This is a genomic window from Streptomyces sp. NPDC007901, assembly GCF_042959465.1.
Lineage (GTDB): Bacteria > Actinomycetota > Actinomycetes > Streptomycetales > Streptomycetaceae > Streptomyces.
In genome coordinates this window covers 219597-231014 of the sequence record NZ_JBIBKW010000003.1, presented here as the reverse complement: position 1 = coordinate 231014, position 11418 = coordinate 219597, and the positions used below count along the sequence as shown (strand labels likewise).

The 11418-nt window shown below is 72.3% G+C and carries 10 protein-coding genes; 2 read left to right on the top strand and 8 right to left on the bottom strand.

Annotation, left to right across the window (positions count from 1 at the left end; translation table 11 throughout):
- Positions 1–89: 89 nt before the first annotated feature.
- From ACFZDK_RS11370 to pdhA, 3 genes are read right to left on the bottom strand one after another with little or no spacing between them, the layout of a single operon-like run.
- Positions 90–1403, bottom strand: a complete 1314-nt coding sequence (locus ACFZDK_RS11370; protein WP_390971782.1) for a 2-oxo acid dehydrogenase subunit E2 — start codon at positions 1401–1403, stop codon at positions 90–92.
- Positions 1403–2407: a transketolase C-terminal domain-containing protein gene (locus ACFZDK_RS11365; RefSeq protein WP_390971781.1), complete on the bottom strand. Its 1005-nt coding sequence runs from the start codon at positions 2405–2407 to the stop codon at positions 1403–1405. The genes ACFZDK_RS11370 and ACFZDK_RS11365 overlap by 1 nt, the downstream gene beginning before the upstream one ends.
- The gene (gene pdhA / locus ACFZDK_RS11360; RefSeq protein WP_390971780.1) at positions 2407–3552 is read right to left on the bottom strand and encodes a pyruvate dehydrogenase (acetyl-transferring) E1 component subunit alpha; all 1146 of its coding nucleotides are present in this window, start codon (positions 3550–3552) and stop codon (positions 2407–2409) included. Before pdhA ends, ACFZDK_RS11365 begins: the two co-directional genes overlap by 1 nt.
- 175 nt (positions 3553–3727) lie before the next feature.
- Here pdhA and ACFZDK_RS11355 point away from each other — a divergent pair, with 175 nt between their 5' ends.
- On the top strand, positions 3728–4231 hold the full coding sequence (locus ACFZDK_RS11355) for a winged helix-turn-helix transcriptional regulator (RefSeq protein WP_390971779.1): 504 nt from the start codon (positions 3728–3730) through the stop codon (positions 4229–4231).
- Between the two features lie 2 nt (positions 4232–4233).
- Here the strand turns inward: ACFZDK_RS11355 and ACFZDK_RS11350 are convergent, their stop codons facing one another.
- Both ACFZDK_RS11350 and ACFZDK_RS11345 read right to left on the bottom strand, forming a co-directional pair.
- Positions 4234–4821, bottom strand: coding sequence for a TetR/AcrR family transcriptional regulator (locus ACFZDK_RS11350; protein WP_359211413.1), 588 nt, complete (start codon positions 4819–4821; stop codon positions 4234–4236).
- Positions 4818–6332, bottom strand: coding sequence for a 3-hydroxyacyl-CoA dehydrogenase (locus ACFZDK_RS11345; RefSeq protein WP_390971778.1), 1515 nt, complete (start codon positions 6330–6332; stop codon positions 4818–4820). The genes ACFZDK_RS11350 and ACFZDK_RS11345 overlap by 4 nt, the downstream gene beginning before the upstream one ends.
- Before the next feature lie 148 nt (positions 6333–6480).
- On the opposite strand from ACFZDK_RS11345, the gene paaN reads away from it, so the two are divergent.
- On the top strand, positions 6481–8172 hold the full coding sequence (gene paaN, locus ACFZDK_RS11340) for a phenylacetic acid degradation protein PaaN (RefSeq protein ID WP_390971776.1): 1692 nt from the start codon (positions 6481–6483) through the stop codon (positions 8170–8172).
- A gap of 108 nt (positions 8173–8280) precedes the next feature.
- Here the strand turns inward: paaN and ACFZDK_RS11335 are convergent, their stop codons facing one another.
- From ACFZDK_RS11335 to ACFZDK_RS11325, 3 genes are read right to left on the bottom strand one after another with little or no spacing between them, the layout of a single operon-like run.
- Positions 8281–9015 carry a TrmH family RNA methyltransferase gene (locus tag ACFZDK_RS11335; protein WP_390971775.1) on the bottom strand — a complete coding sequence of 245 codons (735 nt, stop codon included), beginning with the start codon at positions 9013–9015 and terminating at the stop codon, positions 8281–8283.
- Positions 9012–10223, bottom strand: a complete 1212-nt coding sequence (locus tag ACFZDK_RS11330) for an HTTM domain-containing protein (protein WP_390971774.1) — start codon at positions 10221–10223, stop codon at positions 9012–9014. Before ACFZDK_RS11330 ends, ACFZDK_RS11335 begins: the two co-directional genes overlap by 4 nt.
- The gene (locus tag ACFZDK_RS11325) at positions 10220–11002 is read right to left on the bottom strand and encodes a DUF5819 family protein (RefSeq protein WP_390971773.1); all 783 of its coding nucleotides are present in this window, start codon (positions 11000–11002) and stop codon (positions 10220–10222) included. Before ACFZDK_RS11325 ends, ACFZDK_RS11330 begins: the two co-directional genes overlap by 4 nt.
- Between the last annotated feature and the right edge of the window lie 416 nt (positions 11003–11418).

The following is an 11418-nucleotide window of genomic DNA, read 5'->3' as shown; positions in this document are numbered from 1 at the left end:
CGTGCGCGGGTGCGGCCCGGTGGGGGCTTGTCGCGCCCGCGCGGCGGAGCCGCATGTCGATACAGCTCCGCGCCCCCAGGTAGGGGCGCTCAGAGTGTCCTGAGAAGTACCGTCGGGCTTTCCACGCAGTCGGCCACGTAGCGCAGGAAGCCGCCCGCTGTGCCGCCGTCGCAGACTCGGTGGTCGAAGGTCAGGGACAGTTGGACGACCTGTCGGACCGCCAACTCGCCTTCGTGTACCCAGGGTTTGGGCACGATGCGGCCCACGCCCAGCATGGCTGCCTCGGGGTGGTTGATGATCGGGGTGGAGCCGTCGACGCCGAAGACGCCGTAGTTGTTCAGGGTGAAGGTGCCGCCGGTGAGGTCCGTGGGGGTGAGGGTGCCGGCGTGGGCCGCGTCGGTCAGGCGGGCGAACTCCGCGGTCAGGGACTCGGCGTCGCGGCCGTGGGCGTCGCGGACGACGGGGACGACCAGACCGCGGTCGGTCTGGGCGGCGAAGCCCAGGTGGACGTGGTCGAGCCGGACGATCTCGCGGGCCTCGACGTCGACGTAGGAGTTCAGCTCGGGGTAGCGGGCCAGGGCGGCCGTGCAGATCCGGGCGAGGAGGGCCAGCAGGGAGATCTTCGGGCCCGCCGCCGCGTTCATCGCGGTGCGTGCGCGCATCAGCTCGGTCGCGTCGGCGTCCACCCAGCAGGTCGCGTCGGGGATCTCCCGGCGGCTGCGGGAGAGCTTGTCGGCGACCGCGCCCCGGATGCCCTTGAGGGGCGTGCGGGTGCCGGCCGGCTTCGGAGCGGTCGCGATCGCGGTCGGGGCGGCGGCGCGGGCCGCGCCGACCCGTAGGGCGTCCTCGACGTCGGCGCGCAGGATCAGGCCGTCGGGGCCCGAACCGGACAGCGCGCGCAGGTCCAGGTCGTTGTCCCGGGCGAGCCTGCGGACCAGGGGGGAGATCACCGGGACGGGGCCCTCGGCGAGCGCGGGGGGCGGTGTGGGCGGTTGCGCGCGGGGCGCCGTCTCCGCGGCGGCGGTGTTCCGGTCGGCCGTGCCGTTGGCCCGCTCCGGGGCGGTGGTGCGGACTCGGCGGCGGCGCGCCGGGGGCGCCCCTGTGCCGTAGCCCACCAGCACGTTGCCGGAGCCCTCCGCCTCGGGGACCGGGGTGGCCTCGCCGACGGCGACCGTCAGGAGCGGGGCGCCGACGGGCAGTTCGCTGCCCTCCTCGCCGAAGCGGGCGGTGACCACACCGCCGTAGGGGCAGGGCACCTCGACCATCGCCTTGGCCGTCTCGACCTCGACGACCGGCTGGTCGATCGCGACGACCTCGCCGACCTGGACCAGCCAGGTGACGATCACCGCCTCGGTGAGCCCCTCCCCGAGGTCGGGCAGTCTGAACTCCAGCACCTGTGCCATCAGCCCTCAGCCTCCCACTGCAGACGCGCCACCGCGTCCAGGATGCGGTCCACGCCGGGCAGGTGGTGGCGCTCCAGCATCGGCGGCGGATAGGGGATGTCGAACCCGGCCACGCGCAGCACCGGCGCCTCCAGATGGTGGAAGCAGCGCTCCGTGACCCGGGCCGCGATCTCCCCTCCCGGTCCGCCGAACCCGCCCGACTCGTGTACGACGACCGCTCGCCCGGTGCGCCGAACCGAGGCGCAGACCGTCTCGTCGTCGAACGGCACCAGGGAGCGCAGGTCGACGACTTCCAGGTCCCAGCCCTCCGCCTGGGCGGCCTCGGCGGCTTCGAGGCAGACCGGTACGGACGGGCCGTAGGTGACGAGCGTGGCGCTGCGCCCGGTTCGGCGCACCACCGCGCGGCCGATGGGTTCAACGTCCGTCGGATGCTCGGGGTTCCAGGAGTCCTTGGACCAGTACAGCCGCTTGGGTTCGAGGAAGACCACCGGGTCGTCGGAGGCGATGGCCTGGCGGAGGAGTCCGTAGGCGTCGGCGACGGTGGCGGGGGTGAGGACGTGCAGGCCGGGGGTGGCCATGTAGTAGGCCTCGGAGGAGTCGCTGTGGTGCTCGACGCCGCCGATGCCGCCGCCGTAGGGGATCCGGACGGTGATCGGCAGGGGCATCCGGCCCCGGGTGCGGTTGCGCATCCGGGAGACGTGGCTGATGAGCTGCTCGAAGGCGGGGTAGGCGAAGGCGTCGAACTGCATCTCCACGACCGGGCGCAGTCCGTACATCGCCATGCCGACGGCGGTGCCGAGGATGCCGGCCTCGGCGAGGGGGGTGTCGGTGCAGCGGGTCTCGCCGAACTCCTTGGCGAGACCGTCGGTGACCCGGAAGACGCCGCCGAGGGTGCCGACGTCCTCGCCGAGGACGTGCACGGCGGGGTCGGCGGCCATCGCGTCGCGCATCGCGCGCGTGAGCGCCTGCGCCATCGTGGCGGGTTTGACGGCGACGGTCGTCATCAGTGGCCGCCTTCCCGGTGGTCGTCCTGCTCCGCGTCCAGTTCGGCCCGCAGCAGGGCGCGCTGTTCGCGCAGCTGGGAGGTGGTCTCGGCGTACACCTGGTCGAAGAGGTCCATGGGGTCGAGCTCCGGGTCGCGGTTCATGCGCTCGCGCAGGTCCGCGGCCATGGTCTCGGCGTCCTCGCGCGCGTCGCGGACGGTGTCCTCGTCGAGCAGCCCGCGGTCGGTCAACTCGCGCTCCAGGAGCAGGATCGGGTCGTGGTCGCGCCAGGCGTCGACCTCGGCGTCGCCGCGGTAGCGGGTGGCGTCGTCGGCGTTGGTGTGGGCCTCGATGCGGTAGGTCACCGCCTCGACCAGGGTGGGGCCGCCGCCCTCGCGCGCGCGTCGTACGGCGTCGGTGAGGACCTGGTGCACGGCGACCGCGTCGTTGCCGTCGACCAGGCGGCCCGGCATGCCGTATCCGACGGCCTTGTGAGCCAGGGAGGGGGCGGCGGTCTGCTTGGCGAGCGGGACGGAGATGGCGAAGCCGTTGTTCTGGACCAGGAAGACGACCGGGGCCTGCCAGACGGCGGCGAAGTTCAGCGCCTCGTGGAAGTCGCCCTCGCTGGTGCCGCCGTCGCCGACCATGGCGAGCGCGACCACGTCGTCGCCCTGGAGGCGGGCGGCGTGGGCGAGGCCGACGGCGTGCGGGAGCTGGGTGGCGAGGGGGGTGGAGAGGGGGGCCACGCGGTGGGCGTGGGGGTCGTAGCCGGTGTGCCAGTCGCCGCGCAGCAGGGTGAGCGCCTCGACGGGGTCCACGCCCCGGGCGACGACGGCGAGGGTGTCGCGGTAACTGGGGAAGAGCCAGTCGCGCTCTTCGAGGGCGAGCGCGGCGGCGACCTCGCAGGCCTCCTGGCCGGTGCTGGAGGGGTAGACGGCGAGGCGGCCCTGCTTGGTGAGGGCGGTCGCCTGGGCGTTGTACCTGCGGCCGCGGACGAGCTGGGTGTACAGCCGGCGCAGCAGCTCGGGGTCGGCCTTGGCGGCCGTATCCGTTCCAAGGACGCGGTACGGGCGCTCGTCGGGCAGCAGTGGCGCGGGGTCCGTCCGGGGCTGCCAGGCGGGCGGCGGAGAAGGGCGGTATGCGCCCCGCTGCTCCATGACCGTCATGACGGCACCTCCTCATGGGGGTGGCTACGGGAGACGGATCGCCTGTGACCCGTCCCACCTACCGATTGTTCGGTCGTTGGCACATTTTGGCTACAGGCGGCATCAGGCTGTGGACAAACGGTTCTCCACAGCCTGGAATGAACGCAGTACGTCCATGACAGGAAGGCGGGGGGACATGGCACCTGAACAAATGGCCGAAGGCCCGCAGGACCGGGCGGCACTGCCGCCCGCCCGCCCGCTGGACGCCATTGATCAGGACATCCTCCAGATCCTCCAGGCGGACGGCCGGGCGTCGATACGGTCGGTCGCCGAACGCGTCCATGTCTCGCGCGCCAACGCCTACGCGCGTATCAACCGTCTCATCGAGGACGGGGTGATCCGTGGTTTCGGCGCCCGGGTGGACCATGAGCGGGCGGGCCAGGGCACCTCGGCGTACATCACGCTGAAGATCGTCCAGAACACCTGGCGCACGGTCCGCGAGCAGCTTCGCCAGCTGCCCGGCGCCTCCCACATCGCGCTGGTCGGGGGAGATTTCGACGTCCTGCTCCTGGTGCACACGCCCGACAACCGGGCGCTGCGCGAGCTGGTGCTGACCCGGCTCCAGGCCATCCCCGAGGTGCTCAGCAGCCGTACGCTGCTGGTCTTCGAGGAAGAGGACCTGGAACCGGGCGACAACTGACGTCAGGCCGCGCGCAGGCCGGAGAAGACCAGCCGGACGACCGCGTCGGCGACCTCGCGTTCGCTCGCGCCGCGTCCGTCCGGGCGGTACCACTCCACGATCGAGTTGACCATGCCGAAGACCAGCCGGGTGGCCAGCCGCACCTCGACGTCGCCGCGTATGTCCCCCTCGGCGGCGGCCGCCTTCAGCAGGTCGGCCACCCGGTGGTCGAAGTCGCGGCGCCGCTCCAGCGCCCACCGCTCGGTGCCGGTGTTGCCACGCACCCGCAGCAGCAGCGTCACGTACGGCAGTTCGGTGATCAGCACCTCGACCATGCGCCGTACGACGTGCTCCAGGCGGTCGGCGGCGGGGCCGGTGCACGCGTGCTCCTCGTCGAGGATCCCGAACAGGCCGTCCAGCGCCCGGCTGACCGCGCGGCGCAGCAGTTCCTCCTTGCCGGCGACGTGGTGGTAGATCGACGACTTGGAGATGCCGGCCGCCTTGGAGAGGTGCTCCATGGAGGTGCCGTCGTAGCCGCGCTCGTTGAAGACCTGGACGGCCACCGAGAGCAGGGTCTCGGGGGTGTACGTGTCGCGCTTGGCGGTGGTCATGAGGCGCCCTCCCGCTTCTCGGTGGCGTAGGCGTGGCGGTAGAGCGCGAGGGAGGGCGCGTAGCGGCCGCTCGGATCGCGCAGGTGCAGGTCGTCGAGGAGGTCGTAGGCGAAGTCGCGGCCGAGGCGGCGGCTCCACTCGAAGGGGCCGAGCGGGTAGTTGACGCCCAGCCGCATCGCGGTGTCGATGTCCTCCTCGGTGGCGACGCCCTTGGCGACCGCGTCGTGCGCGAGGTCGACGATCCGGGCGACCGTGCGGGCGACGATCATGCCGGGGACGTCGCCGATGACGCTGACCTGCTTGCCGAGCGCCTGGAAGAGACCGACGGCCTCGCTCAGGGTCTGGGGCAGGGTGTCGTGGCCGGCGGACAGGGCGATGCGGGTGGCGCGGCGGTAGTCGAGGGCGAGGTCGAAGTAGACGACGTCCCGGAACTCGACGGAGGTCTGGCCGTCCGCGAGGACAAGTTGGCCGCCGCTGGGCAGCACCAGGCGGGTGCCGTGGTCCTCGTCCTCCTCGCGGACCTGGATGCCCGCCTCGCGGATCAGCGCGAGCAGCTCGGCGGCCGGGCCCAGGGTGCCCTCGGCGACGACATAGGGCGGCCGGTCGGCCGGCTCGGCGGTGTGCGGCTCGGGGCGCTCCTCGCCGTCCTCGTAGTCGTACCAGCCGTGCCCGGCCTTGCGGCCGAGGCGGCCGGACTCGACGAGCCGCCGCTGGGCCAGGGAGGGCGCGAAGCGGACGTCCTGGAAGAAGGCCTGCCACACGGAGTGCGTGACGGACTCGTTGACGTCCTGGCCGATCAGGTCGGTCAGTTCGAAGGCGCCCATCTTGAACCCACCGCACTCGCGCAGCACCGCGTCGATGGTGGCCGGGTCGGCGGCCTGCGCCTCGTAGACCGCGAACGCCTCGGCGTAGAAGGGCCGCGCGATGCGGTTGACGATGAAGCCGGGGGTGTCCGCGCAGGCGACCGGCGTCTTGCCCCAGGAGCGGGCGGTCTCGTACGCGCGCGTGGCCGAGGTGACGTCGGTGGCGAACCCGGAGACCACCTCGACCAGCGGCAGCAGCGGGGCCGGGTTGAAGAAGTGCAGGCCCACGAGGCGGGAGGCGGCGCGCAGGCCGCCGCCGATGGCGGTGACCGAGAGGGAGGAGGTGTTGGTGGCGAGCAGACAGTCCTCGCCGACGATGTCCTCCAAGGCCCGGAACAGCTCCTGCTTGGCCTCCAGCCGCTCCACGACGGCCTCGACGACCAGCGCGCAGTCCGCGAGCCCGGTGAGCTCCTCGGCGGGCAGCAGCCGCGCGCGGGCCGCGTCCCGGGCCGCGGCCGTCATCCGGTCCTTCTCGACGAGCCGGTCGAGACGGGCGCCGATCGCCGCGGCCGCGTCTTCGGCCCGCCCGGGGACGGCGTCGTACAGCCGTACGGGATGGCCCGCCACGAGTGCGACCTGGGCGATGCCCTGGCCCATGGTGCCGGTGCCGACGACGCCCACGGGGCTGCTGAGGTCGAGTGCTGTCATGTGCGCGATCCTCCCGCACGGGGTTTTCCACAGATGCGGCAGGCCCCCTTGTCCCGACCGATCGTTCGGTTACTCTAACTCTGTCCGGCCGTTTCCGCCCAGGTCATGAGCTCGAAGGGGAGCTCATCAGACGAGGAGTTGGTCCCGCATGACCGCCGAACTCACCGTGCACGAGCTGATCGCCAAGCACCGGCCCACGCTTGACCAGGCGCTGGAGGCGATCCGCACGCGCGCGTACTGGTCCCCCCACCCCGAGCACCCCAAGGCCTACGGCGAGCACGGCAGCCTGGACGCGGCAGCCGGCAAGGCCGCCTTCGACGCCCTTCTCGGCAACCGCCTCGACCTCGGCCAGCCCGGCACCGACGACTGGGTCGGCGGCGAGCTCTCGCCGTACGGCATCGAGCTGGGCGTGACCTACCCGCACGCCGACGTCGACACACTGCTGCCCGCCATGAGGGCGGGGCAGCGCGCGTGGCGCGACGCTGGCGCGGAGGCGCGCGCGGTGGTGTGCCTGGAGATCCTCAAGCGGATCAGCGACCGCACGCACGAGTTCGCGCACGCGGTCATGCACACCAGCGGCCAGGCGTTCATGATGGCGTTCCAGGCGGGCGGCCCGCACGCCCAGGACCGCGGTCTGGAAGCGGTGGCGTACGCCTACGTGGAGCAGGTCCGCACCCCCGACACGGCCGAGTGGACCAAGCCGCAGGGCAAGCGCGACCCGCTCGCGCTGACCAAGGCCTTCAAGCCGGTCCCGCGCGGCATCGCGCTCGTCATCGGCTGCAACACGTTCCCGACGTGGAACGGCTACCCGGGCCTGTTCGCCTCCCTCGCCACCGGCAACGCGGTCCTGGTCAAGCCCCACCCGCGCGCGGTGCTCCCGCTCGCGCTGACCGTGCAGGTGGCCCGCCAGGTCCTCGCCGAGGCCGGCTTCGACCCGAACCTGGTGGCGCTGACGACGGAGCGTCCCGGTGAGGGCATCGCCAAGACGCTGGCGACCCGCCCCGAAATCAGGATCATCGACTACACCGGCTCCACCGCCTTCGGCGACTGGCTGGAGGCCAACGCCCGGCAGGCGCAGGTCTACACGGAGAAGGCCGGCGTCAACACGGTGCTGGTCGAGTCGACCGACAACTACAAGGGCATGCTCTCCAACCTGGCCTTCTCGCTGTCCCTGTACAGCGGCCAGATGTGCACCACCCCGCAGAACCTGCTGATCCCCCGCGACGGCATCCGCACGGAGGAGGGACCCCGGTCGTACGACGAGGTGGTCGCCGACCTCGCCCGCGCGGTCGACGGTCTGCTCGGCGACGACGCCCGCGCGAACGCGCTCCTCGGCGCGATCGTCAACCCCGACGTCAAGGCCCGCCTGGAGGCCGCCGCCGGGCTCGGCGAGGTCGCCCTCGCGTCCCGGGAGATCGCCAACCCGGAGTTCCCGGACGCGGTCGTCCGGACCCCGGTGATCGTCAAGCTCGACGGGGCCAAGCCGGACGACGAGGCCGCGTACATGAGCGAGTGCTTCGGCCCGGTCTCCTTCGCCGTCGCCATCGACTCGGCCGCCGACGCGACGGAGCTGCTGCGGCGGACGGTGCGGGACAAGGGCGCGATGACCGTCGGGGCGTACACGGTCGACGCCGACGTGGAGCGCGCCGTCGAGGAGGTCTGCCTGGAGGAGGCCGCCCAGCTGTCGCTGAACCTGGTGGGCGGGGTGTACGTCAACCAGACGGCGGCCTTCTCCGATTTCCACGGGTCGGGCGGCAACCCGGCGGCGAACGCCGCGCTGTGCGACGGGGCGTTCGTGGCGAACCGGTTCCGGGTGATCGAGGTACGCAGGGAGGCGTGAGGCCGGTCCTTCAGCGCGGGTGCGTGGGGGCTGGTCGCGCCTACGCGGCGGTAGCCGCGTATCAGACACAGCCCCGCGCCCCTGAAGGGCCGCACCAGCACAGGTGCCTTACAGAGCACTCCAGTGGTACAGCGTCATCGCCACGCTCGTCGCCAGGTTGTAGCTGCTCACCTGGGGGCGCATCGGCAGCCGGAGGAGATGGTCGGCCCGCGCGCGTAGTTCTGGCGAAAGTCCCGTCCGCTCCGAGCCGAAGGCGAGGATCGCGTCGTCCGGGAGCTTGGTGCCGCGGATGTCGTCGCCTTCCGGGTCCAGGGCGTAGACGGGGCCCGGCGGCAGTTCGGGCACCGTCAGGCGCTCCACCGCCGTGGCGAAGTGGAGGCCCGCGCCGCCCCGTACGACGGTCGGGTGCCAGGGGTCGAGGGTGCCGGTCGTGATGACTCCCGTCGCTCCGAAGCCCGTTGCCAGGCGGATCACGGCGCCCGCGTTGCCGAGGTTGCGGGGTTCGTCGAGGACGACGATCGGGGCGGTGCGCGGGAGGTGGGCCAGTGTGCGGAGGTTCGCCTCGCGGGACGGTCGTACGGCCAGGGCGGCCACGGCCGTGGGGTGGGGCCGGGGGACGAGGGACGCGTAGGTCTGCGACGGCACCTCCGTCAGCAGCGCGGCCAGCGCCTCGCGTACGTCCGGCGCCAGCTCGTCCGCCAGGGTCAGCGTCGCCGCGCGGTCCGTCGTGACCGCCACCGGCACCTCCGCGCCGAAGCGCAGGGCGTGCTTGAGGGCGTGGAAGCCGTCGAGCAGGACGGCGGAGCCGGCCCGCCGCGCCCAGTGGTCCAGGGGGTCGGTCATGCCCCGAAGCCTACGCGGGGCTGTTCGTCGGCCTCGGGGGAGCGCGGCACGGGCAGCGGAGGGTCGTCGCGCCTGCGGACACGGTCACGCGCGCGGGCCGCCCAGCCGCCGAGCCGTTGCAGGAACGAGGTCGGCAGGAAGACCGAGTCCGCCGCGATCATGGCGAGGGAGAAGAACGGCAGACCGAGGACGACCGCGATGACCGCGTGCTCGGTCATCATCGCCGCCAGCAGCACGTTCTTGACCCGCCGGTTGAACAGCGTGAACGGGAAGGCGACCTGCACGATGACCGTCCCGTAGGTCACCAGCATCACCAGGGTGCCGTTGGCGGACAGCAGGTCGGCGAGGGCCGGCCAGGGCGAGAAGTAGTCCAGGTGGAGGGGGTAGTAGACGGCGGTGCCGTCCTGCCAGCGGGAGCCCTGGATCTTGTACCAGCCGGCGGTGGCGTAGATCAGGCAGGCCTCGGCCATGATCACGAACAGGGCGCCGTTGTGGATGATGTTCGCGATGACGTCCAGCAGGATCCGGGGCTCGGCCGTGCGTGCCCGGCGGCCCACCGCCCACCACAGGGCGACACCCGCCCAGGTCGCCCAGAGGAGGGCCGGGATCAGCCAGCCGCCGCCGCTGCGGCCGGTGAGGGCCGCCGCGGTCAGCACCAGTCCGGACACCGCCCACAGGGCGGGGCCTGCCCGGTCGGGGGCCACCGGCTCGTCACGCGCGCGTGCCGCGTTCGCGCGGGCCGCCCGGCGCGCGTCCAGGGACCACACCTGGCCGCAGCGGGTGAACACCAGGTAGATGGACATCAGGTGCAGCACGTTGTCGCCGCCGTCGCCCATGAAGACGCTGCGGTTCTGCAGGGACAGCACCCCGACCATGAACATCAGGGACGTGGCGCGGGTGCGCCAGCCCACCAGCAGCAGCGCGCTGGACAGAACGGCCAGGAAGTAGAAGACCTCGAAGAACGCCTGGCTGTCGGAGGACATCAGCGCCGTGAAGGCGTGGTTGTCGGCGGTCAGCTGCTGGGCGAGGTCGAAGCTCCAGGTGCCGTCGGGGCCGTACATCTCCTGGCGGTGCGGGTACTCGCGCAGCAGGAACAGCAGCCAGGTGGCGGCGAAGCCGATGCGCACGACGGCCGTCTGGTACGGGCCGAGCGCCGACCCCGTGACCCGGGCGATGGCGCGGGACACGCACAGGGCGAAACGGCTCACCGCACACCCCCGTTCGCCTCGTCCGCGGTGACCGTCCACCAGGGCAGCACCCGGTAGACGGGGACGTCGGAGACCTTCTCACCGCTCCAGTCCGGCGGGGGCACGTTGGTGGTGCTGGAGCGCACCTGGACGCGTTCGATGGTGCCCTTCTCACTGGTCGCGTCCTCCCGGTACATGCGCGTCACGACGATCCGGCGCAGGTACTGCTCGGACAGGGAGCCGCGCAGGCCCATCGGACGGTTGTCGGTGCCGTGCGTGCTGACGAAGAAGTCCCAGGCCCGGCGGAGCTCGTTCTGCACGGTGTGGCTCGGCAGCAGACTGCCGTCGATGGCCTTGCCGTCCTGGACCGACAGGTCGTTCCAGCCGGTGGTGGTCGTGGTGCCGTCCTGCATCAGCACGTCGGCGCGCACCTGCACGGCGATGTTCTGCTGCAGGGGGTTGGGCGCGAAGAGCTTCCAGTTCTGCTCGAACTCCGGGTACACCCACTCCTCGATCGCCTTGCCGTGCTGCTTCGTCACGGTGTTCGCCGGCGCGACGCTCAGGAACACCATCCCGAGGTGGACACAGGCGGCGACCGCGACCAGGGCCAGGGCGAGGGCCGCGCCGACCTGGTAGCGGGGGGAGAGGGCGGCGACGCCGGTACGGGGGACGGGCGGCGGCGGGCCGACGGGCTCGCCGAGGTCATGGGGTTCGCCGGGGTCATAGGGGTGGTCCGGACGCGTCCCGACCGGGCCCTGCGGCCCCTGCCGGGCATCCGAGTCCCCGTCGTACGCGTCCATGCCGCCCCGTTCCCCGATTCCGCCAGGTCGTCCGTTCGGCCGATCCGGGACCGCCCGGTGTGCCGCTGCCCGGCACTCGCACGGAACGGTACTCAGCACCGGCCGTCGAGCGCAGCCCCGTGGAGGAGCCCGAGGACGTGGTCATCACCACTCCGGCCGGTGCGGGCGACCCTCCCAGTCCGGGGCGCCGGCGTCCTCCGGCCGAGGTCGGCGCAGGTCGTAGGGCCTTCGGGCGGGGTCCGCCGGGCCCGTGTCCGTGAGTTGTCCACAGGCTGTGGCGGAGGTTTTCCACAGCGGTTGATCCTCCGCCCGGGTCCGGTGACCATGGAATCACGCGAACCGAACGATCGGTTGAGGGGGTACCGGTGACGAAGTCCGAGGTCAGAGGGATCGCAAGGGGCCGACGCAGACGGAGA

Bases quoted from the DNA above. Each gene is read 5' to 3' on its own strand.
- ACFZDK_RS11325 (WP_390971773.1), bottom strand. From the start codon at position 11,002: ATGGACGCGTACGACGGGGACTCGGATGCCCGGCAGGGGCCGCAGGGC.
- ACFZDK_RS11355 (WP_390971779.1), top strand. From the start codon at position 3,728: ATGGCACCTGAACAAATGGCCGAAGGCCCGCAGGACCGGGCGGCACTG.
- pdhA (WP_390971780.1), bottom strand. From the start codon at position 3,552: ATGACGGTCATGGAGCAGCGGGGCGCATACCGCCCTTCTCCGCCGCCC.
- ACFZDK_RS11345 (WP_390971778.1), bottom strand. From the start codon at position 6,332: ATGACAGCACTCGACCTCAGCAGCCCCGTGGGCGTCGTCGGCACCGGC.
- ACFZDK_RS11370 (WP_390971782.1), bottom strand. From the start codon at position 1,403: ATGGCACAGGTGCTGGAGTTCAGACTGCCCGACCTCGGGGAGGGGCTC.
- paaN (WP_390971776.1), top strand. From the start codon at position 6,481: ATGACCGCCGAACTCACCGTGCACGAGCTGATCGCCAAGCACCGGCCC.
- ACFZDK_RS11350 (WP_359211413.1), bottom strand. From the start codon at position 4,821: ATGACCACCGCCAAGCGCGACACGTACACCCCCGAGACCCTGCTCTCG.
- ACFZDK_RS11335 (WP_390971775.1), bottom strand. From the start codon at position 9,015: ATGACCGACCCCCTGGACCACTGGGCGCGGCGGGCCGGCTCCGCCGTC.
- ACFZDK_RS11365 (WP_390971781.1), bottom strand. From the start codon at position 2,407: ATGACGACCGTCGCCGTCAAACCCGCCACGATGGCGCAGGCGCTCACG.